Source organism: Sporomusa sp. (assembly GCF_035561155.1).
In the GTDB taxonomy this organism is placed as follows: domain Bacteria; phylum Bacillota; class Negativicutes; order Sporomusales; family Sporomusaceae; genus Sporomusa.
In genome coordinates, this window is record NZ_DATMYD010000147.1 from 1 (window position 1) to 23119 (window position 23119).

The window sequence follows — 23119 nt, forward strand, 5'->3', positions numbered from 1 at the left end:
GACTCAATTGTTTCGGCTTAAGTTTAAACATACGAGAGCCCCAACTTTCGTCATTTATATCTACCTATATTATACCAAAAATGGGACTATATCGCTTTATATTTGACTTTTTCAGTGGTTTCGGACGGTTCTCTTGAGTCAACCTATTCACTTATATCACGCATATCCTGCCACTGTATAGTCACATCTCCATGAACCATTCTAAAGAAGAATCCGCAAAACCATTATGACTTTTCTTGACACGGGAATAGCCTGTTCACTTCATTTATAATGCAGTTAACCTGCACTTTAAAAAGAGTAATAACCCCGCGTTTATAGGTTATTCTCGTTCAGAAATGTTTCTATATTTTTCAATACCTTTTCACTCAGGCGGTCAAAGGCCTGTCTGGTGAGACCGGACGATCTGTTCATGCAGTTTACATGGGGGTTGGCAAGAAGCTTACCGGTATCATCGCCTAGAGCGGCAGCGGTGTCGCAGAAAAATTCGTTATCACCGTGTTCAAGCCATTTGGCAAGGGCGGCAATATCGTGCGACGGACCGATAGAGGTATTGAACATTATTTTGTGATTGCCAAGCCATTCAAATTGTTCATCATGGAGTACGATGATGTTTTTATTCAGGCAGGTGCAGACGACATCAACTGTGTTCAGCAGTTCTTTCAGTGGCAGGTATTTGATCCTTTTTGCTTCCTGTTCCGGCTTGCGGGTGCGGCTGTAATAATATAAATCGGCTCCCAGTGCCTGAAGGCCGGCGGCAATCAGCTGGCCGGAAGTACCGAGGCCGACTATGCCGACTTTTAAATCGGTAAGCTCTACCGGCAGTTCCTGCCACTGTTTATCCCCGAAACCGTGGAGATAGCGGATAAGTTCGCTTGCTATGTATTCGACAACGCCCTGGTCGCCGTAATCGCGGACGCCGTAGACTGTTATATTTCTGGCGCGGGCGGTGCGAATATCTACATTGGCGCTTGCTTCGGAGTATAGGCTGCAACACATGCCGATGTAGCGGATGCCGGGGCAGGCCTCAAGTACGTTCTTTTCTATACGGCTGGTATAACTGAGCAGTACAGCATCGGCATCGCCGATGCGACGGATTATTTCCGCATCGTCCTGCGGAACGTCATCAAACAGCACTACTTCTTTTGCATAATCATGGAGTTTCTGCTGAGCTGACGGAATCAGTCTTACTGGTTCTATGGCAACTAATTTTTTAAACATTGCATGAGACCTCCTAAAATACAATCGGCGCTACGGCATTTTGCAAAACTTCGATTACGCTCCAGGCGGCAATTGCGCTGGTACGGGAATAGATGTTGAGTTCGGCGTGTACTTCTTCGCCCTGTATTTCAATCTTGTATTCATCGCCTTTGAAGCCTGGCACGGCTTTGATACTCATGGTTGTATTCTCCGGACCGGCGCTGGCAAGGGCGGTAGCAATTGCCACATTTACTTTGGTTGGCAGGATGGCTATTGCTTCCTTGGTTGTACCGCTGAATACCTGCTGCGGTACTGTGATATCCATTAATTCATCAGTGAAAAGCGGTGTATTTTTGAGCGAAGCAGGCGCTTTCTGTGCGGCGATGGACGCTGTAATCGGGCTCATCAGCGCGGCTGTACGCAAAACATCAAAGCCGCCTACGGCACCACTGGCGATGTATACGCGGCGCTTGTTCTGAGCGGCGGTATTTTTTATGCGTTCGTAAAATTCACGGTCGGCAAAGGCGCCGATTGACAGCACAACGAAGTTTGAGCCGCCGTTCAATATTGTTTCACTGTAGTCCTGTACGGATTTTACTGATGCTGCTTCAGCCGTAAAATCAGGCTTCATCACCATAAGTTCATCAATATCGGCACAGGCCTTGCAGCCGTGGCGTTCAGCGAATGCTTTTGCGCGACCGTAGTCTCTTCCCAGAACGGCAATAAGTTCATATTCTGGCAGATACCCGGCCTTCAATGCGTTTGCTACGATTTCATTAAGATAGCCGCAGCCGATAAGTGCTAATTTATTTTTTTCCATGGTATACCTCTTTTTCACGTTTATTAAGATGAGATGAAGGGACAGGATTGCCCCTTGAAAGAAGCTTTAAATGCTTTACCGAATTATTCCCTCTTCTAACATGTTTATCCTGCGAGGGTATAATTTGCCTTCGTGTCAATGTACCTGTCTGTGGCACTCACGGTCAGCTCGACTACCGGACAATCAACTGTTACACGGTGAGGTAACAGTAACTTGCTGCAAGCTGTACGAGCTGATTTTTTACCAACACCTTAGCGGTTCACATCCAGAAAAGTCATATTACAAATATAAAATCCGGACCAGCTTCCGGATTTTTATGTTTAAATATGTCAATTCTAGCAGATTTCTGGCAGGTAAATGCTGCCAAATATAGAAGTATTATATTATATTTAGCAAAATACGTCTTAGCGGAGGTGTCAGAAGTATGAGTATTAAAAACAAAATTATTGCGGTTATGCTTTCGTCCTTGCTTATCACCACTTTATTGGTAAGTGCGCTGCAGTTGTATACCGTATATCAATCATCCGGCCACGACACAACACTTAGCATGGAGATGCTGAACGGAATATATTCCGGTATCAAAAGCAGCGCCTTGGTGCTGCTCGTCGCCCTTATTATCGTCGGAGTCGGTTCCTGGCTGATTATTGGCCGTTTATTCCAGCCACTTAACGTCATGACCAAGGAAGTATCCCGTTTGGGACAAGGCGATCTAACCCTGGTCATCAACAATAAGTCGAAGGATGAAATCGGTCAACTCTCTGCTGTAATCAACATGACTGTACAAAACCTGCGAAGTATTGTCGGCACAGTCCAGAGCAATGTACAGCTGATCTCTTCATCCAGTGAAGAGTTGTCAGCCTCTACCGACGAAGTCGGGCGGGCGGTCAGCCAGGTGGCCCAAACGGCGGGAGAAGTCGCCAAAGGGGCGGAAGAGACGGGGCGTATGATGCAAAATGCCGCAAGCCGGACAGCCGAACTCAGTGATCTATCTGGTGCCGTTTCCCAAGAGATGCAAGCCTTAAACCAGAATGCTCAAGCCATCGGAACGGCAGCCGAAAAAGGCCAGACAGCCATACACCGGGCAACCGAAGTGATCCAGGGCATTGCCGATACTACGCAAATCAATGCCGGCCTGGCCGGCAACCTTAGTACAAAATCTCAGCAAGTAAGGGAAATAGTGGAGATAATTAACGCTATTGCCGGGCAGACAAATCTACTGGCACTTAATGCCGCCATAGAGGCCGCGAGAGCCGGCGAGCATGGCCGGGGATTTGCGGTTGTAGCCGAGGAAGTAAGAAAGCTTGCCGAGCAGTCAAGCCAGGCCTCCGCGCAAATCGGCACCATTATCCATGACATGCTGGATGATATCGAGAAAGTAGTCAGTGAGTCGGGCAAAGCAACAGCAGCGGTTGCCAATGGTGTCACAACTATCCATGAGGCCAACTCCAGCTTTAGTGACATCAACGAACACATTTCGTCCACCATCAATAAAGTGACTGTTGTCACGCAGCTTGCCGGGCAGCAGGCGCAGGCTTCCAATGCCCTGAAAGAAGTGGTGCAAAATGTGGCTGCCGTGACTGAACAATCCGCGGCCGCAACGGAAACAACCGCAGCCAGCGCCGAGGAAGTCAACGCCTCTGTCGAAGAAATCACAGCCAATGCCACCTCGCTTAATCAGGTGGCAGGAGAACTTCAGGATGCAGTAGCCAAATTCAAACTAGCCTGATTTGTCCGCAAGTAGTCCAGCAATTTTATGCTACCGGATATTTATTCAATTAGGATAACCCCGCGCAACCGCGGGGTTATTTCTTACAACGGAACTTTTAATGCTCCGTTGTGTCAGTGGTTAAGAAAAAAAGTATTATTTTCCGCAACGACAAATAATACTTTTTTACACCGCAGAAAAGCACGAAGAATATAATAGATAACAACTTACTGCATAAAAAGGAGGTATCTCTCATGAATATTACCGGAGAACAAAAATTACTGGCGATTTTGGCACATTTGGCATATTTATTAGGAGGACTTGGCTTCATTATTGCTCCGCTGGTTATTTTTTTACTAAAGAAAGATGACCCCTTTGTTTATGAACACGCCAAGCAGGCCTTAGTTGCCCATTTGGTGATTTTAGCCGCTTCAATAGCTACCGGCTTGCTATGTACCCTGCTGATCGGGCTGCTGCTGTTGCCAGTGATGGCCATTCTTTGGCTGCTACTTGTTATAACCTCGATCCTCGCTGCAATCAAAGCAGTCGACGGCCAGCTTTATGAGTATCCGTTGATTCAAAAACTGGTAAATAAGCTATAAACGACTAAGAAACTGGGATGATTTCATAGCCTACCGCACAACAAACCTTAAGAATGCTAGTTTTATATGTGATTTCACATATAAAACTAAACGCAGGGAGTGGTCTATCTTCAAAAAAAACCCGCGAATTTCGCGGGTTTTTGTCATTTCGATTTAGTTTGTACTAAAGATTTTCTTAAACTCTCCGCATTTTAGTGTTTTTTCTTCTTTAACTCTTCAATCAGATATTCATTGAGAATCTTTATATTTGTACCTTTCATTCCAAGCGATGTGGACTCAATCACACCTGCACTTTCAAGTTTTCTCAAGGCATTGACAATGACCGACCTAGTGATTCCGGCACGGTCAGCAATCTTACTGGCCACAATCAAATCCTCATCTCCATCAAGTTCACTCAGGACATTTACTGCCGCATCAAGCTCGGAATAGGAAAGCGTATTTAAAGCGACTTGTACGGTAGTTCTCTTACGCGTATCATCCTCCAGTTTATCCACCCTGCCCCGGAGCAAGTACATACCAAGCATTGTGGCACCATACTCAGCCAGCATAAGATCATTCTCAGTAAATTCAACATGAAACTTTGCAATGACTAAAGACCCCAGTCGTTTACCAATACCAACAACAGGAACAATAAGGGAGTACTTTTCCCCAACATGGCATTTCAGTTGCTCACTAAATACACAACACCCATTCTCGAGACGAATATTACTGGTAGTCTCGCGCACACTTCGCAGTACTTTCATGTAGTCTTCCGGAAACTGACCTTGTTCTATCACATCTTCCAGTATGATACCACATTCAAAGCTTTCAAACAAAGCGTGGCCGAGAATTGCACCCTCTCTGTCAATTAGATAAACATTAGCTGCTATAAGCTCGCTGAGCAGCTTGGTAACCTTATTGTAATCCACCCTTTCAGATTCTTGGAGCAGCCGATTTATTTCCCTCGTCTGTTTTAATAATGTTGTCACGGTATAAGCCCGCCTTTCCCTAAATAATTTTATATGTCTGTGTAAATCCTTTATGATTTGTTCCTTTCGGATCACCATCCCTGATTTTTTGTTAACATTTAATACTCTATTTCTCATAAACCTACAGAACTCCTGCCATATCCGACAGGATTTGGCAGGAGTTCTACTATTTTTCGCCATTACCAGTGATTTGGTTATATAGTTTTCCGTATATCCTGACGCTGCGTTTGCTTACATGCTGTATTTACTATAACACTTATGGACTGTCGAGTCAAAATTTCTATTTCTTTATCGCCTTGAAAGCCTCCGTTTGTTGCTTGATCCCCACTTCTGTCGCAAACCGTTCAATGCTGGAAGCGCCAAAGAAACCTTCAACATCATGCGTGTTGGCGATGATATATTGAGCATCTTCCGGTTCAGCGATGGGACCGCCATGACATAAAACAATCAGATCTGGATTTACCGCTTTGCCGGCATCACAAATGGCCTGTACTCTGGCAACACAATCATCAAGCGTCAGGGCTGTTTGAGCCCCAATCGTGCCTTTGGTCGTTAAGCCCATATGGGCAACGAGGATATCGGCGCCGGCTTTAGCCATTTTTACAGCTTGCTCAGTATCAAATACATAGGGAGCAGTCACCATATCGAGTTCATGTGCCTTTTCGATCATCTCAACTTCCAAATCGTATCCCATGCCGGTTTCTTCCAGGTTTTGCCGGAATACGCCGTCAATAAGTCCTACTGTAGGGAAGTTCTGAACGCCAGCAAAGCCTTGCTCTTTTAGCTGCTTTAAAAACACTTCCATAATGCGAAATGGATCAGTGCCGCACACGCCAGCTAAAACGGGGGTGTGCTTGACTACCGGGAGTACCTCGGCACCCATTTCCACAACGATTTTGTTGGCATCGCCGTAGGATAGCAGTCCGGCAAGCGATCCCCTGCCTGCCATTCTATATTTCCCAGAATTATAAATTATAATTAAATCCACGCCGCCGGCTTCGCCGCTCTTGGCCGATATGCCGGCCCCGGCGCCTGCGCCCACAATGATTTTACCGGCAGCAATCTCGGCCTTTAATTTTTTTAATACTTCACTTCTGGTTGGCAACATAAAAAACGCCTCCTACCTGTTTTTTTCTTGTAGCAGCTCAACTAATTTTTGTGCGGCTGCAGTAGAAAACTCAATATTATTGATATTCGCATCGACTTCGATGATTTCAACCAGTGGATTGGTGATGTTCTCTTTGAGCGTTTTGAATAACATGGCGTCCTCTTCCGGACCATAAAAGGGCTGTCCGGGGGCATCAATCATCGAAACGCCTTGCAGTGGCAGCAGTAAAGCCGCCTTCGCTTTGCACATATTTAATTTTTCGGCAATCGCCAAGCCCAATTGCCTGTTTTCATCGACAGTGGTCCGCATCAAGGTCACCGTAGGATTGTGTTTATAAAAATTACGTCCGTTATATTTGCCCGGAACAGTGGCAATCGGTCCGAAATTCACCATATCCAAAGCGCCGACGGAAACAACTTGCGGTATGTGACTGAGGGCGGCAGCTTCCAGTCTCTTATCTCCTGCTGCCATGTTGCCACCCATGAGTTCATCACACCACTCGGTTGTGGTAATGTCAAAAACTCCTTCAATATAGCCGTCCTTGATCAAACCCTCCATGGCTTTGCCACCCGTTCCTGTCGCATGGAAGATTAAAACCTCATAGCCTTGCTGTTCTAAATACTCTCTGGCCTGGTTGACACACGGCGTCGTCACCCCGAACATGGAGGCAGCAATCAGTGGTTTCTTTTCCAGCACTTTATTCACTTCAAACTTTATCATTCCCGCGATGGCCAGCGCTGCATTGGTAAAGATTTTCGTCGAGATGGAGTTTAAGCCGGCAACATCCACAATGGAGGGATACATAAAGATATCGCTTGTTCCCACGTACATGGATACATCGCCTGCGGCTACAGTAGAAACCATAACTTTCGGCACACCGATTGGCAGCGCCCGCATGCCGGGGGTAACCAGTGAGGTCCCGCCGCTCCCGCCGCAGGAGATTACGCCGTCGAACTTACCTTCCGCATAGAGTTTGGGCAGTAATTTTTCCAGCCCCCGGGAAAGTACATCGGTCGCCATAGCTCTGTCTTTGTTAGCCGCGATTTCTTTGATATCCGCTCCCACAACTCCGGCAATTTCTTCATTGGAAACATCTGTTGGCAAATTCGACTCAAACACGCCCGTATGAATCATGAAAGTCTTCAAGCCCAGGCTTTGAATAATCTCTTGCAGATAACCAAATTCGAGACTTTTGGAGTCAAACGTTCCGGCAATAGCAACTGTTTTCATCCTAACCCCTCCTCATGATATGTTGTCGGCTGCCTATTGAAATTTTCCTGTTAATGAAATATTACCGTATATTCAGACAAATTTCCATGTATATTTGTCCGATATTCATGTGTTTATGTATTGTTTTAACTAATTGTAAAGCCGCTCTTCATTCCCTCTTCGTCAGAATGAAAAGCGGCGTTCAAGTTCCACCTATTTTAAGTCGTATTTGATATTTTTCCGGTGGGATTCCAGTTAGTCTTTTAAATGTTTTGCTGAAATGCGCGTAGTCCTTAAATCCGGCCATATTGGCCACTTCATTTAGTTGAATGTTGTTAAACTTCATTATTTCTTTAGCCTTACTGATTCTAAATTGGGCTAAATACTCAGGAAATGTACACCCTACCTCTTTCTTGAACAAGGCACTTAAGTGCGACCTGGAAATATGGGCAACCTTCGCGAGATCCGAGAATAAGACTTCATTCATGTAATTAACTGAGACATATTCTTTAACAAAATCGACATAGTCATAGTGATTCTTAACGCCCTCAATCATCTTTACCAGGAGCTCATCCTGCTCAATATATCCTGTTTTCTTAAAAGCCCTGGTTATATTGGTGATAGCGTCTTCTGAGGGTATTCTCTCAAAAGATGAGCCCCCGATATATCCCATCGTCTTTGTGTTATTATACATAAAGCTAAGATCTGTAGGGGTTTTGACCGGTCCTCCATAGATCATTTTAATGGTATCGGTGCTAACTTCGTCACAGGCAGTAAAAATTTCATCGGCAATTAATTTCGCTGACTGCAGCGACAATACTTTTTTTGCTCCAATATAGCCGCCCTTTGTAAGACCTAAATGAGCGCATATTAAGTCTGCGCCCGCTTTTGACATTTCCTGTGCCTGCCGGGCATCAAAAACAAAGGCAAGGGTAAATAAGTTCTTGTTATGGGCAATTCTTATGGCCTCAATCTCCCGTTCAAAAGAAATACCCTCTTCCTCAAGCGCTTCCCTGAATTGTCCGCCAATCATGCCCACAGTAGGGAAATTGTTAATACCGGAGAAGCCTTGTGCACTGATTACGTCGATGTATTGCTCCAGTTTTATCGTTGGATCGGTAGCATTCAGCCCAAAAATGACCGGGATGTCTTTGGCAACAGGGATGATCTCACGCGTGCCAAACTCCATTACCATCTCATTACAGTTAGCAAATGGCAGCCAGCCGGCCAGCGAGCTTTGACCCATTTGTCTAAACCGGCCCGAATTAAGGGCAAGCAGCATATCTGCTCCGCCTTTTAACGCATATTTTGCCGTAATCCCTGCTCCCACAGCCACGCCGATGACGTGTCCGCTTACTCTTATCTGGGTTTTCAGTTTATCCAATACTTGCTCCCGTTGCAAAGCCACTTTAGCCCATCCTTTCGTGTGAGGGGAAGATGTAGAAAGAGGCAATAAATAAAACGAACAGGATAAATAAGCCTACCGCTAGCAACACCGTCAGGAAAGTAAATCAATGGCGGTCATGGCCATTGCCTTAGCCCCCACCAACATCCGCTGTTGCGCATACTCTGATCCCGCCGCTAGGCAAAATTCCGGGGTATGGGCTGTAATGTTGCTGCCGATGCTGATGTCAGGATGGATGGTAGGCGCCGCATGGCTGACGTTGCCGACGTCGGTAGAGCCGTCCGCGTCTGCCGGTTCGAGAATGGTTACTGTTTCACCCAGAAGGGCCATGTTATTTTGAAACAATTCCATCAGCCGTGAGTCGTTGATTAATTCTTTATACAATGGTTCATAATGTACGGCTTCTACTGTAGTGCCGGTAGCCAGGGCCACTCCTTCGGCCAGTCGCCGTACTGAGGGAACGACAGTGTCTTCCAGGTAGTGAGAGGACAAGGCCCGTACGGTAAACTTGGCTTCAGCCTGGTCAGGCACAATATTGGGCGCCGTACCACCCTTGGTAATAATTCCGGCTAAGATGGTCTCCTGGGTAAAGGTCTGGCGCAGCGTCTTTATCCCCTGATAGAACATGACAAGGGCGTCCAACGCATTGACGCCTTTATCGGTCTTGCTGGCGACATGTGCCGGGCGGCCGTGAAAAGTCACCCGTAACGGATGGGTCGCGTAGGAGGTCCCCCCCATAGCGTTATTGTCGGCAGGATGAATAATGAGCGCTGCCGTTAACCCGTCAAAAACGCCGTCCAGTGCCATGTCTACTTTAGCGCCGGTGGTCTCTTCCGCCGGACAGCCAATCAGATAAGCAGCAGCCTGATCACCGGCTACGGCCGCAAACGCGGCTGCGGCGCCCCAGCTCATAGCCGCAATCAGATTGTGGCCACAGGCGTGCCCGAGTCCCGGCAGCGCGTCATATTCGGCTAAAAAAGCAACTTTAGGGCCGTTATTCCCCTTGCTGGCAATGAAGGCTGTTTCATAACCGCTGATGTTTGCTTTCACAGTAAAACCACGGCGTTCTGCTGCTGCTTTCAGCAGCTGGGCGGCTTGATATTCATTGCCGCCGAGTTCAGGATTCTGGTGCAAAAACAGACTGATTTCCCTGAGTTCGGGAGCCATAGCGTCCACTACAGCCATAGCCTGTTTTTTTAAGGCTTGTTTATCCATCATCTATCTCCTATTGCTCCATCGACAATTTAAGCGGCCCCTTCCTTATGCAGAGGTAGCGGTTTCAATAATTACCAGTCCGCCTGCGCCGGTGTCTAGCGTCGCCATGACTCCTAGCGGCAGTGTGGCTTTGTCGGCAGTATGGCCAAAGAACAAATTACAAAGGACAGGCTTTTGTAAGCCACCTAAACGGTCCTGCAGTACTTCGGCCACACTGAAGCTGGGTGGTTTAGCCTCGATCGCGCAGTCGGCGCACACATCAAACACAATCCCAGCCGCAGCCTGCAGTTTACCGGCCAGTAATAACTGGGTCAGCATGCGATCAATGCGGTAGGGCGCCTCACCGACCTCTTCGAGGAAGAGAATTTTGCCACAGGTATCAATTTCATAGGGGGTTCCCAGTGTCGCTACAATCAGGCTTAAGTTTCCCCCGGTCAGGTAGCCCTGGGCTGCTCCCGGCACGATCCATTCAGGCGGCGGCGCGAGCGGCGGATTGATAACCGGGCCGAGCGGTTCAGAGCCGGTGACAGCCCGGGAAAAGTAATCCCAGGTGTAAGCCGGCATGTCTTTGCCCATATCTGATGCCACCATGGGTCCGTGGAAGGTGACCAAGCCGGTACGCTGGCCAATACTTACATGCAAGGCTGTGATGTCGCTGTAGCCAACAAATACCTTGGGATGGGTCCGGATGATCTCATAGTCCAGCAGTTCCAGCAGCCGCATGGTGCCATATCCGCCTCGCAGGCACACAATACCATCAATATCAGGTGCGGCAAACATCGCATTGATATCGGCAGCCCGTACGGCATCTGGACCGGACAGATAGCCCAGCGACTGATTCGTGCTTAGGCCCGGTTGTACCCGGAAACCCTGCTCTTCCAACCAGCGTATTCCCGCCGCGGCCAATTCGGGATCGCCCTGGCTGGCGGGAGCAACTACGCCGATCGTATCCCCTGACCGGAGCGGCCTGGGCTTAATTTGGGAAATAGAGTTCATGCAATCGGTCTCCTTATCGAAGAATTGGCCTATAGACATGTACAGCCTCTATTTTTCAATGTATGCTGATTTGAAATCAGCCAGCCCGAGCACTGACCAAAAATAGCCTTTAACGTAAGGTTTTGCAACAAAGGGCTGAGTTGTATAATAAATCGGGATGATGACCGCATCATCAAAAAGAACTTTTTCGGCATCGTGCATGGCCTGCATCCGGACTTTTTGGTCGTTGGTGGACTGAGCCTGTTCTACCAGGCGATTATAGGCCGGATTATTATACTTTGCATTGTTGGTGGGGTCCTTGAATACATCGATAAACGTCATCGGGTCAGCATAGTCACCCACCCACGAGGCCCGGGCAATTTGGTACTCACCTTGTTGACGCGATTCTAAGAACACTTTGGATTCCTGATTGGTTAAACTGACGGTTACACCCAGATTTTGTTTCCACATTTCCTGTATGGCTTCGGCAATCGATTTATGCATTTCACTAGTATTGAACAACAGGGTAACCGGTGGCAACCCATTGCCGTCAGGATAGCCGGCTTCGGCCAGCAACTTTTTGGCCTGGGCGATGTCTTCGGTCGTATAATTGCCGCCTTCTTCGCGGAAATCCTTACCTGTAGCCGGATTTACAAGCCCGGGCGCCACCCAGGCATAGGCCGGCTTCTTACCGCCTTTGATTACATTTTTAACCAGCGCCTCCCGGTTAACAGCCAGAGCCAGGGCCTTGCGGACTTTGGCATTATCAAAGGGAGCCTTCTGGGTATTAAACACATAGTAATATATGCCGAGATAGGGTGAAATCTTGAGCAGCCCGGCTTGAGTAAGCCGGTCATGTTCTACCACTGGCGGCTCGACCATCATGTCGACCTGATTGTTTTCCAGCATCGCCAAGCGGGTGGCCTGAGAATCACTGATCGGCCATTCCATTTTGGTCAGTTTTACGGCAGCAGCATCCCAGTATTGATCATTTTTTACAAATTCAATTTTGCCGCTGTGAACCCAATTACTTATTTTGAACGGACCGTTGCCAATCAATGCATTGACCTCGAGCGCCCATTTATCAGGATTTGCGGTTACTGTCTTCTGGTTAACAGGATAGAAGGCATGGAAGGCCGTTAAACTGAGGAAATACGCGGTAGGCTTCTCCAGCGTTACCTCCAGCGTAGTGGCGTTGACAGCTTTTACACCGACCTGATCGACCGTCACTTTTTTCTCATTATAAGCCTGCGCATTTTTAACCGGGAATAACATATAGGCATTTTCTGAGGCGAATTCAGGGTTCAAAGCCCGTTTCCAGGCAAACTCAAAATCCTGAGCTGTCACCGGTTCGCCATTGGACCATTTGGCGTTAGGACGTAAGTAAAACACGTATTTCATCCCATCGGCAGAGACGTCCCATTTCTCCGCTACGCCTGGTGCCGGCTGATCTTTGGCGTCAAGGCGCGTCAACCCTTCAAAAACCTGTACCTCTACCAATGACTCGGGGATGCCTGTGGACTTGGCCGGGTCCAGGGTCGACGGCTCCGCTTCCAGGGCATAACGAAGCACCTGCTCAGTACTGCCACTACCCGATTTGCTGCAGCCTGCCGCCAGGGTGACAAGCATTGTCATCACCAGCAGGACCGCAAAGATTTTTTTGCACGACATGGTTATTCCTCCTTCAGATATAAGTGATTATAGACAATTTTACCAATGTTAGCCACCAACTGAAGTCCCAGATAGTTGGCCGTAAGATCAGCCGACAGGACGCAGATGGTGTAAGGGCCATCAGGCAAGAACAGGATTCCGGCATCATGTTCGACTCCCGGCAAAGTGCCTGTTTTGTGAGCAATTACTGTCTCTTCCGGCAGAAAAAAGGGCAGTTTATCATTGATTTGCTGCCGCTTTAAAATATCCAGCATCATAGCCCCGTATGCGGGCGGCAGCATGGTACTGTCCAGCACCTGGGCCAGCAGGAGTGCCAGGTCAGCGGCGCTGATCCCATTTTCCAGGCCTGCCCGGGCGGCATCAAAATCCATCATCCGGCGCCTGAGCACTGTTGACTTGAGCCCCAGACCGGTCATGGTGTTATTCACATTATCCATGCCGGCAAGGTCAATCAGCATATTGGTGGCGGTATTGTCACTAAGGATAATCATCAGGGTAACAAGCTCACGGACGGTCAGCGTCAGCCCCGGGCGCAGTTCTTTGAGAATACCGGCGCCACCGGTGGTAATGCCGCTGGTTACACCCAGGGTTTCCTCCAGAGAAATCATACCGGCGGCAGCCTGGCGCATAATCTCGTACATGATCGGAACTTTAATCATACTGGCGGCGGGAAACACCATTCCCGGGTTTAGTTCCAGCCTGTCGCCGGTGGTGTGATTTACAACGACAACCCCCCAGCGACCGGTGTATGTTGATAAAACGGCCTCAATTTTTCGGCGCAATCTTTCCATAATCGACTCCTTTAGAAGAATATCGGCAATAAAGAAACCAGCTTCCACAGACCGGCTGGCCCTAAAAGCTGGTTATATTTACAATAAAAAGGTAGCAATAAACGGCTCCTTCACGCAAAGTAAATAAAGCAGCCCAGATAAGCCTGTTCCCATTAGGATATTCGCTATGCTGTAATAAAATTCCTGTTACGTCTTATGCAGTAAATGGCACGCCGCCAGATGCCCGGCGCCAATATCGATAAGCGTCGGCTCCTGTTCGGAACATACCGGCATAGCGTAGCGGCAGCGGGTGCGGAAGCGGCAGCCTGAGGGCGGCTGGATGGGGGTGGGAACATCGCCTGCCAGGAGAATCCTCTCCCGTTTGGCCTCTACATCCGGGTCCGGGATGGCTATCGCCGATAGTAATGCCTGTGTATAAGGATGCTGCGGGTGGCTGTACAGTTCGCCACTGGTCGCTATTTCCACAATTTTGCCAAGATACATGACGGCCACACGGTTGCTGATATGCTTAACCATCGCTAAATCATGGGCGATAAACAAATAGGTCAGTCCCAATTCTGCTTGCAGACGCTCCAGTAGATTGACCACTTGGGCCTGAATGGACACATCCAGGGCCGAGATGGGCTCATCGCAGATAATAAAACTGGGATCGACCGCTAACGCCCGGGCAATGCCAATCCGTTGACGCTGGCCGCCGCTGAATTCATGGGGAAAACGATTGGCGTATTCGGGATTTAGCCCGACCATCTGTAACAGATCAATAATACGCCGTGTCCGTTCCTTACCGGCGGCTAAGCCATGGATGTCCAGGGGTTCGCCGATAATATCGCCAACCGTCATGCGTGGATTCAGCGATGCATAAGGGTCCTGAAAGATCATCTGCATATGGCGCCGCAGCTGTTTCCCGGCAGTCCGGCTGTCGATGTCCTCCCCGTTAAACCGGATGCTGCCGGCGGTGGGCTTATATAGATGAATAATTGTGCGTCCGGTAGTAGATTTGCCGCAGCCGCTCTCGCCAACCAGCCCGAGGGTCTCCCCTTTGCGAATAGAAAAACTCACATCATCGACAGCTTTGAGGTAAGCGGTGGGGCGTCCCAGGAAATCGGTACTGACAGTAAAATACTTTTTCAGATTACGTACTTCTAAAATATTGTCCTGTTCCATCAGCTTGTCCTCTCTCGCGCAGGCTGGGGAGCGCCAGGATGCTGCAGCCAGCATTTCACGCTATGTTCCTGCCCTACTGCTGTTGTTTCGGGATATTGTTCTGCACAAATACGCATGGCATAGGGACAGCGGGGGTGGAAAGGGCAGCCGGTTGGCGGCCGCAAAAGATCCGGCGGCTGCCCCTCGATGACTGATAATGTTTGTTTTTGTGTAAAATCCAGGCGCGGCACCGATTGTAAGAGCCCCCAGGTGTAGGGATGCCGAGGATGATGGAAGATATCCCGGGCTGTTCCCGCCTCGGCAATTTTACCGGCATACATGACAATCACCCGGCTGCATAAGCCGGCAATCGCCCCAAGGTCATGGGAGATTAAAATAATGGCTGTATTTAATTTAGCCTGCAGGTCTTTCATCAGATCCAGAATCTGCGCCTGAATGGTGACATCAAGGGCTGTAGTCGGCTCATCGGCGATCAATAGCTTCGGGTTGCAGGCTAAGGCGATGGCAATCATGGCCCGCTGGCGCATGCCGCCGCTGAATTGGTGCGGATAGTCTTTTATCCGTTGTTCCGGTGCAGGGATACCGACCAGACGCAGCATTTCCACGGCGCGCACGTACGCACTCGCTTTGTTCATTTGTTGATGCAGCTGTAACGATTCGGCAATCTGCATCCCGATCGTAAGCACAGGGTTAAGCGACGTCATTGGGTCCTGGAAGATCATACTGATATCATTACCGCGGATTTTTTCCATTACGGCCTCAGGTTTCTGCAGTAAATCAGCGCCTTCAAAAAGGATTTTCCCATTTGTATACCTGCCGGGAGGCGTAGCTATGAGCTGCATAATGGCATGGGCAGTCACACTTTTGCCGCAGCCTGACTCACCGACAATGCCAACAGCCTCCCCGGGAAAAACCTGAAAGCTGATGCTGTCTACAGCCTTTACTTCGCCGGCGTACGTGTCAAAGGATACTGCTAATTCTTGCACATCTAATAACGGCTTCATTTGTTTTCCCCCTTAACGCCGCACCCGGGGATCAAGCGCATCGCGCAGCCCGTCCCCAAGAAAATTGAAGGCCAGCATGGTGATGCTGATCGCCATGGCCGGAAAGAACAATTGGAAGGGATAGGACCGTAAACTGGTAACACCTTCGGAGGCCAGTACGCCCCAGCTGGCCATGGGAGCAGCGACGCCCAGGCCGATAAAGCTTAGGAAAGCCTCGGTAAAGATGGCCTCAGGAATGGCGAGCGTCATGGTAATAATAATCGGGCCCATGCTGTTGGGAATGAGATGACGGAAAAGAATGCGCCAATTGCTGGCCCCAATGGTCCGGGCAGCCAAAACATATTCCTGCTCCTTCAAGCTTAAAATCTGCCCGCGGACGATGCGGGCCATCCCCAGCCAGTACGCAATACCCAGGGCAATAAAAATATTGGTCAGCCCTGGCTTTAAAATAACCATCAGCAATATTACATAAAGCAACACCGGGATACCATACAGGATATCAACAATATTCATCATGATTCTGTCAACCCGGCCACCCAGAAACCCGGCTATACCGCCGTAGACAACCCCGATGGTAAGGTTGAGTAAACTGGCCACAAAGCCGATAGCCAGTGAAATGCGCGCACCGTACAAGACCCGGATAAACAAGTCCCGGCCCAGGTTGTCAGTGCCGAACCAATGCCCGGCGCTAGGCGGCCTGTTGGTCTCACTGAGATTTTGATCAGAGTAGGAAACGGTCGACAGCCAGGGACCAACCACTGCCACGAGGATGATAAACGCAATGGTATACAGGCTGATCATGGCAAGTTTGTTTTTTTTCAGACGCCGCCAGGCGTCCTGCCTGTAGGTTGTACCGGGACGAGTGCTTGTTTCGGCAGGGCTGCTGTGGACAATCGGTTCAAATAATTCGCTATTCAAATGCATCTTCAGCCCTCCTGCTTCCCGTCTAGTTTTATCCGGGGGTCGAGTAGCGGATAAATAAGGTCTACGATTAAATTCAGTCCGACGACCAATATGCTGTAAAAAACGGTAACGCCGAGAATTACTGTATAGTCGCGGTTATAGATACTTGTAACAAAATGCCGTCCTAAGCCGGGAATGGCAAAAATAGTCTCAATGATAAAGCTGCCGGTCAATATGGAGGCCGTCATCGGGCCGATATAGGTAACGACCGGGATCAGGGCATTTTTCAGCGCATGCCGGTACATGATAACAGTTTGGGGCAGCCCTTTCGCCCGCGCCGTCTTAATATAATCCTGGGCCAGGACCTCCAGCATGCTGGAGCGGGTCAGACGGGCGATAAAGGCCATCGGATGCGCGGCCAGGGCTAAGGCCGGCATAATTAGATATTCAATCCCGCCCCACATCGCCGCCGGCAACAGTTGCAGCTTAATAGCCAATACATAGATCAATAAGGTTGCCAGGACAAAACTGGGCACCGAAACACCAATTGTTGCAAACAACATGGTAACATAGTCCTGCCATTTATTCTGGCGAAGCGCTGCAATGGCCCCGGCAGGAATTCCCAGCAGAACAGCCAGACTGATACTTACCGCGCCTAATTGCAGGGAGACGGGAAAGCTTTCATAAATAATGTCATTGACGGTACGGCCTGCGTATTTAAAAGAGGGGCCGAAATCAAACCGGATTAAATTAGCCAGGTAGTCCACATATTGTGTCCATAAAGGATCATTCAGACGATAACGTTCTTCAATATTTTTTAGTACCGCTGCAGGAATATTCTTCTCACCAGTAAAAGGACCACCGGGGATCGCGTGCATCAGCAGGAAAGTAATTGTGATAATCGCCAGTAGCACAAGTAATGAACTAAAAATGCGGTGCAGCATATATCGGGCCAAGTTGTGTACACCCCTTTGCAGTGCAGATAAACATGTATATTCGCTGTATGTATTCGTATCCCTTTCTCCATCACAGGTTACCGGATATTTTCGAATGTATGCTTCCTAAAAGTATCCGGAGTTATGCAACTGCTATTCACTCAATTGGCCCGTGGGCCGGTAAAGCAGAAACCAGTACCGCTTATAAGTACTGGTTTCTTGTGAAAAAGAGATGGTTTTCTATACATGGCGCTGGAAATATATACGAAATTCTGTGCCGTTAGAATTTGAATTAACCTCAATTTTCGCGTTATGCCTATCTGCAATACTATAACAAATAGGTAAGCCAAGACCAGTACCATGGGCTTTTGTGGTCATAAACGGCGTGCCTAACTTGGACAGCATTTCTGAAGGAATACCACAACCTTCATCGGTAATAGCGAGGATCGGACAACCACCCTCATCATAAGTTTTTAATAGTACGGTTCCACGAGCTCCCATTGATTCTAATCCGTTCTTTGCGAGATTGAGAATGAGCTGACGTATCTCCTTGGGATCAGCAAATATTGCGGATGTTGAGAGTAATTCCGAAAGCACGGTTTTACTTTCTAACATCGCACTGGTTTCAATAAGAGGAGTTATGCTTGAGACAATTTCGCTTAGGTGACATTTTTCCTGATGCATTAATTTATTTTTTGCTAGTGAAAGGAACTCCGTAATTATACCACTGGCACGATCTAGCTCCTCAATCATGAGATTAAACTGCTCTCTATATGACTCAAAAGGTTTCTTCTTTTCAAATAACTGTAAATAACCCTTAACTGTTGTTAGAGGATTACGTATTTCGTGGCCTATTCCCGCCGCCATTTGACCCACCATGTTTAAACGATCCAGTTTTGTAATTTCATTGAGGTACCTTTTTTTCTCAGTAACGTCTATAGCTATAAGCATAATGCATTTTGTTGTACATAACTCGCTTTGACTCGCTTGGCCTCAATCCGCGAGAAATCAAGAAGGGTATTTACTAACTTAAGAAGTCGCAGTCCGTTGCGTTGTATCATGTGCAATTGCTCTCGACACTCGGGAGAGAGCGTTTCAGCATTATTATATATCAATTCTTCTAAAGGGCTTAACATCAAAGTAAGGGGCGTGCGAAATTCATGACTGATGCTGCTAAAAAAATCAATTTTTGCCCGGTTTAACTCATCTAGAGACTCCACTCTTCTGCGTTCTTCTTCATAAGCTCGCGCAGTTGCAATAGCTGTACTTACATGCCCGGCAATCAAATCAAAGAAATTTTTATAATCGTCGTCGAAGGCGAGATATGAGCTTATCCCCAATATAAGGATGGCAGAAAGCCGATCCTGCCCTTGACACGTAACAGGTAGGAAAATTGCTAATTGGGGCGGATTTGCCCAAGGGCCGTACGGAACAACCTGAAATACAGAAGGGAGATCATCAACAAACGCTGCCTTGCCGGAATAAAGTACTTTCTCCATATGCATCTCCAAAGGGTTTATAGGAGAAGCAAGATCAATCTCATTGCGGCAATTATTCTCATTGTTAAAACCGGTTATACCTGCCAGTGTCAGTTTACTCTCCGCATCATTGATAAGGTATAATATAGCAAACGGAATGTCCTGGGGATTTTCTGCCACTTTTTCAATAGCTCGCAAACCAACTTCTTGAGCGGTTTTGCCTTCTATTATCATTGATCGTAAGGTTTTTAGCCTACGTTCACCTAACACTTGACCTGTCGTTTCAGTGCAAGCATTGAAAATACCATATACATCGCCCTGATCGTTAAATAGCGGGCTATAAGAGAACGTGAAATAGGTTTCCTCTATATAATTATTTCGATTCAAGTGCAGTAATAAGTTTTCTGACCAAGTTGCTTTTCCGGTTTGAAGCACAGTTTCCATCATCGGGCCTAGAATATGCCAGATTTCTGACCAACAATCCTTTCCCGATTTCCCAAGATATTGTGGATGTTTAGAAAGTCCAAGCATAGGGCGATACGCGTCATTATAAAGCATGGTATAATCTGGTCCCCACCAAATTACCATGGGAAATTTGGAACCAAGACAAATATCAACCGCAATGCGAAGGCTTTTAGGCCATGTTTCTACCGGACCAACTGCTGTAGAGTGCCAGTCAATATTATCCATAAGAGTACCCATTTCGCTACCCAAGAAATTACCAGGCAAGGACTGACGAGTTAATGACATATCAATACCTCCTCCAGAGAGACAACCATATTTAGTAAAATTATCCAGGTTTGTTGAATAATCCTTTATTTAGTTACTTCCTTAAGGAACGTAAAAATTAGACCCCTTTCAGTTTGACATTTGAAAAATTGAAAGGGGTCTAACCTTTATGCAACTACCGTCTTGTATCTATGGGCTGTGGCTTGTTTAGTAAGAAGGTAATGATCTATTCAGTATTGTAACCGGTTACAGCAATTCGGACATCTTTTCTACATTAGTTGCAGCTTGTGCAAGTTGTTCCATAGCCGAAGATATTTCCTGCGAAGCAGCTGCCTGTTGTTCTCCTAGGCTTGAGGCCTCGCCAACGCCGGCAATAATTTTAGAAGATTGGGACTGTATGTTGTTTATAATGCCTTTTATTTCCTTGACAGCTTGACTGCTATTAACAGCCATTTTGCGGATTTCCTCCGCAACAACCGCAAAACCCCGGCCATGCTCTCCTGCACGTGCAGCTTCTATGGCGGCGTTCAAACCCAGTAAGTTGGAATTTGCTGACACGTCACTGACAAATTTTAGAATGTCATCTGTTTTACTTATTTCTTTCATTACATTTTGACCTAAATTATCTAAGTTATTTAAAGTGTTGGAAAGCGTAGACGCGGTTGCTGCTAGCTCTTCCGAAGTCGCAGTTATTTCTTGAGAGGTTGCCGCAATTGTTTGGGCGGTATGTTGTAATAGCTGCTGGTTTGTTAGACTAATAAATAATGCTATGGCTCCAAGGACCATGCCGTTTTCAATAATGGGGTAACTAATCGACTTTACAGTATTGCCATACATTTCTTTCGGGAGAACCTTCGTAATCGGTTTTTTAACAGCCAAACTTTCTTGTATGGCACCGCCTTGCAAGGCTTTACTGCCTATATCTGCTTTTATCGAGAAGGTCTTAGCATGAGATATACCGATGAAAGTGCCTTCTGCATCAGTAACAAGTACTTCGCAGTCAATCGGGAAAAGTGCTTGAAATATTGGACCGGCATAAATAAGGGAATCTAAACTAGACATGGAAACCTCCGCAACGCTTATTTTTTTTGTATCTGGCTATTAGAAGACGGCTCTTCAACTACTATTTCTTTTTTTAAATGCTCTTCTTCGAGTTCTTTTACAATTCGAGGTAAGTCTTTGAGCAGCTCTTCTAAGTCTTCTATAGATGTTTCACCAGTTAGCTTTTTGTCGCTCATTAGCTAGCCACCCCACTCATAAAGTTAAGCTTGAACATTCCAACGGCTTGCTGCAGGCATCCGCTGTAAGTAGTCTGTGTGATAATTGGTTTCCCGATCTTTAGAACACCTCGTTTCCATAAAAAAACTACCAGATTGCATTAAAATTGCAACCTGGCAGTCATTGACTTGTGTCATTAGACCCATGGCTTTGCGTCCCCACCTTTCGGAAGGTTTGCCGATACTAAATTTTGTCATAGACAAGATTCTACACAATTTTCTAATATCCTTCATTAAAGCACAAGTCACGATCATATTTTTAATTAAAACTGCCACCTTTCTATGTAATAGATATATCTCTATTATATAGAAGGTGGCGGGAGTACCTAGATGCACCGAGCCTTTTGCGACAGAGGAAACCGATTCTGCCCTCATTTCCTCCAGCCTACCTCTGCCAAATTGCTGGTTTTGGCCCTACCAGTGCCAAGAAATGGTTGTAGATTCGCGGCGAATTATCTTTTCGCAAAATACAGATCTTTATGCTGTGGGGGGCAGTGCCATGTAAACAGGAATGCGCTACACTACCTGAAACGATGGCATCACACCAAATGTAGCCAAAAATTAAAGCCTCCGGGGAGAACTCCTTTACGCCGCCACTGACCAGATCCCAAAGGGGGTTGGACACCTCGCCAACATATACTTGGGCAATTTCCCAACTGTTCCATTGCCTGCGCACGGAAACCAGTTCTGTTGCATCAACCGGTTTATTAAGTTTTGGTTTTGACTTCACGCACATCGCCCTCCTTTCATTTAATAGTATGCTATACGGGAGAAGCTTCAACACATGGCTGCTGTCTGGTATTACCCTTCTGACCTTCTAATTCCTGCTGTAGATCATTTAATAGGCTGATGTAATTTTTAGGGGAGGCTGTCACTTGAGCGTAAATAAAACATCCCCTCCACCTTTCTATGTAATAGATATACTATTATCTAAAAGGCCGAGGGGATGTTTTTGACCTATGCTAAATCTCCACTCAATTGATGATTTCATGAAACAAACGAACTTCTTCTTGCGACACATTGGAATGCGCGAAATCAGATCTTACACAATCCTTAATCAAGATTTCGCTATAATTGTTACATCCGTATGCTACGCTGGCGCTTATTACTTCTTGGCGCAATATTTTTGCTGGCTCAATAGCACCTGGCGGTGTCGCCGGGTCTTTTATAATCGTATCAAGATATTCGGCTCGCATAGCATGATGCATTTCTGCAACAATTGCCGCATCAAGGATTTTATAGCATGCACTTTGAGGAATACAAATATAAGTACGGCAACTTGCCGGTCGCTCTTTGTAAACAAGACATCTCGCCAATCCGTCCAGGTAACGGCATTTCTTGTGCCCGGCGATCATGAAGACCTCCAGTTTATTTTGGCCTACGTCTACAAACAGTTTTGGAATTATGCGCTCTACCTTTCCTTTGGATAGTTTTTTAGCGCTGACACTGTCCATATTGATTTTAAATCTGCCTTTACAGCAATGCTGCTTACAGGTATCGCATGGCAATGGATTCTCAGTCAAAAACTCATCGACAGCATCGAAAAAGTCCTGCACAGTAGATTTATTGTTTAATCCGATAATATCTACTTCATTTTCTTTGTTAAAAAATAGTTTCAGCTTAACCATTCCTTTCGATAATGTATGCCCTACCCTACAGTTCACCCCAAAAGTTAATATCATCCTTGTTAGAACATCTAGTGTATATAGACTTACAGGGATGGTTCCCTTGTATCAGATTCATGGCTATGTATCCCATTTTTCAACATTTTACCATATAAGTATAAAATCCTGCAACATTAGCAAAAAAGCCAACTCGGTTGTGAACTGAACCGCGAAAAATGGACATTGAAAGAAAAAGCCTCCAGTTGTAGGATAGAATTACGACTGGAGGTTTTGTCATGTCAGGAAAAAAAGGAATGTCACGATATGGGCAAGAGATGAAAGAGAGGGTTGTCCAGGCG

Annotated in this window: 22 protein-coding genes and 1 riboswitch; of the genes, 2 read left to right on the forward strand and 20 right to left on the reverse strand. The window is 47.0% G+C overall.

Annotated features, from left to right (window positions below; all coding sequences use genetic code 11):
• Positions 1-312 precede the first annotated feature (312 nt).
• Positions 313-1218 carry a D-isomer specific 2-hydroxyacid dehydrogenase family protein gene (locus tag VN447_RS19585; protein WP_325527462.1) on the reverse strand — a complete coding sequence of 302 codons (906 nt, stop codon included), beginning with the start codon at positions 1216-1218 and terminating at the stop codon, positions 313-315.
• A gap of 13 nt (positions 1219-1231) precedes the next feature.
• Entirely contained in the window at positions 1232-2017 is a 786-nt protein-coding gene (locus VN447_RS19590; RefSeq protein WP_325527464.1) for an aspartate dehydrogenase domain-containing protein, read from the reverse strand.
• 424 nt (positions 2018-2441) lie between these two features.
• Between VN447_RS19590 and VN447_RS19595 the strand changes: the two genes are divergently transcribed.
• Complete coding sequence (locus VN447_RS19595) at positions 2442-3743, forward strand: methyl-accepting chemotaxis protein (RefSeq protein WP_325527466.1); 1302 nt, start codon at positions 2442-2444, stop codon at positions 3741-3743.
• A 233-nt stretch (positions 3744-3976) separates the two neighbouring features.
• Positions 3977-4324: a DUF4870 domain-containing protein gene (locus VN447_RS19600; RefSeq protein ID WP_325527468.1), complete on the forward strand. Its 348-nt coding sequence runs from the start codon at positions 3977-3979 to the stop codon at positions 4322-4324.
• A gap of 191 nt (positions 4325-4515) precedes the next feature.
• Here the strand turns inward: VN447_RS19600 and codY are convergent, their stop codons facing one another.
• From codY to VN447_RS19690, 18 genes are all read right to left on the reverse strand, one after another.
• Positions 4516-5292 carry a GTP-sensing pleiotropic transcriptional regulator CodY gene (gene codY / locus VN447_RS19605; protein WP_325527470.1) on the reverse strand — a complete coding sequence of 259 codons (777 nt, stop codon included), beginning with the start codon at positions 5290-5292 and terminating at the stop codon, positions 4516-4518.
• A gap of 280 nt (positions 5293-5572) precedes the next feature.
• A complete protein-coding gene (locus VN447_RS19610; protein WP_325527472.1) occupies positions 5573-6400 on the reverse strand; it encodes a phosphoenolpyruvate hydrolase family protein in 828 nt (275 codons plus the stop codon).
• Positions 6401-6412: 12 nt separating this feature from the next.
• Complete coding sequence (locus VN447_RS19615; RefSeq protein WP_325527474.1) at positions 6413-7630, reverse strand: Tm-1-like ATP-binding domain-containing protein; 1218 nt, start codon at positions 7628-7630, stop codon at positions 6413-6415.
• A gap of 181 nt (positions 7631-7811) precedes the next feature.
• A complete protein-coding gene (locus tag VN447_RS19620) occupies positions 7812-9017 on the reverse strand; it encodes a phosphoenolpyruvate hydrolase family protein (RefSeq protein WP_325527476.1) in 1206 nt (401 codons plus the stop codon).
• A 90-nt stretch (positions 9018-9107) separates the two neighbouring features.
• The gene (locus VN447_RS19625; RefSeq protein ID WP_325527478.1) at positions 9108-10232 is read right to left on the reverse strand and encodes an amidohydrolase; all 1125 of its coding nucleotides are present in this window, start codon (positions 10230-10232) and stop codon (positions 9108-9110) included.
• Positions 10233-10274: 42 nt separating this feature from the next.
• Positions 10275-11225 carry an LD-carboxypeptidase gene (locus tag VN447_RS19630; protein WP_325527480.1) on the reverse strand — a complete coding sequence of 317 codons (951 nt, stop codon included), beginning with the start codon at positions 11223-11225 and terminating at the stop codon, positions 10275-10277.
• A gap of 48 nt (positions 11226-11273) precedes the next feature.
• Complete coding sequence (locus VN447_RS19635) at positions 11274-12875, reverse strand: peptide ABC transporter substrate-binding protein (RefSeq protein WP_325527482.1); 1602 nt, start codon at positions 12873-12875, stop codon at positions 11274-11276.
• Positions 12876-12877: 2 nt separating this feature from the next.
• Positions 12878-13666: a serine hydrolase gene (locus VN447_RS19640; RefSeq protein ID WP_325527483.1), complete on the reverse strand. Its 789-nt coding sequence runs from the start codon at positions 13664-13666 to the stop codon at positions 12878-12880.
• Positions 13667-13852: 186 nt separating this feature from the next.
• Positions 13853-14830, reverse strand: coding sequence for an oligopeptide/dipeptide ABC transporter ATP-binding protein (locus VN447_RS19645; RefSeq protein WP_325527485.1), 978 nt, complete (start codon positions 14828-14830; stop codon positions 13853-13855).
• A complete protein-coding gene (locus VN447_RS19650) occupies positions 14830-15834 on the reverse strand; it encodes an ABC transporter ATP-binding protein (protein ID WP_325527487.1) in 1005 nt (334 codons plus the stop codon). The genes VN447_RS19645 and VN447_RS19650 overlap by 1 nt, the downstream gene beginning before the upstream one ends.
• Positions 15835-15846: 12 nt before the next feature.
• A complete protein-coding gene (locus VN447_RS19655; RefSeq protein WP_325527489.1) occupies positions 15847-16758 on the reverse strand; it encodes an ABC transporter permease in 912 nt (303 codons plus the stop codon).
• Between the two features lie 2 nt (positions 16759-16760).
• A complete protein-coding gene (locus VN447_RS19660; RefSeq protein ID WP_325527491.1) occupies positions 16761-17693 on the reverse strand; it encodes an ABC transporter permease in 933 nt (310 codons plus the stop codon).
• Positions 17694-17912: 219 nt separating this feature from the next.
• Positions 17913-18539, reverse strand: coding sequence for an ATP-binding protein (locus VN447_RS19665; protein ID WP_325527493.1), 627 nt, complete (start codon positions 18537-18539; stop codon positions 17913-17915).
• Positions 18540-18613: 74 nt separating this feature from the next.
• On the reverse strand, positions 18614-19900 hold the full coding sequence (locus tag VN447_RS19670) for a histidine kinase dimerization/phospho-acceptor domain-containing protein (RefSeq protein WP_325527495.1): 1287 nt from the start codon (positions 19898-19900) through the stop codon (positions 18614-18616).
• Between the two features lie 225 nt (positions 19901-20125).
• A complete protein-coding gene (locus VN447_RS19675) occupies positions 20126-20941 on the reverse strand; it encodes a methyl-accepting chemotaxis protein (protein ID WP_325527497.1) in 816 nt (271 codons plus the stop codon).
• A gap of 17 nt (positions 20942-20958) precedes the next feature.
• Complete coding sequence (locus tag VN447_RS19680) at positions 20959-21117, reverse strand: hypothetical protein (protein ID WP_325527498.1); 159 nt, start codon at positions 21115-21117, stop codon at positions 20959-20961.
• A 144-nt stretch (positions 21118-21261) separates the two neighbouring features.
• Positions 21262-21346, reverse strand: a riboswitch (cyclic di-GMP riboswitch).
• Between the two features lie 195 nt (positions 21347-21541).
• Complete coding sequence (locus VN447_RS19685; RefSeq protein WP_325527500.1) at positions 21542-21886, reverse strand: hypothetical protein; 345 nt, start codon at positions 21884-21886, stop codon at positions 21542-21544.
• A 244-nt stretch (positions 21887-22130) separates the two neighbouring features.
• Positions 22131-22784, reverse strand: a complete 654-nt coding sequence (locus tag VN447_RS19690) for a YkgJ family cysteine cluster protein (RefSeq protein WP_325527502.1) — start codon at positions 22782-22784, stop codon at positions 22131-22133.
• Positions 22785-23119 lie beyond the last annotated feature (335 nt).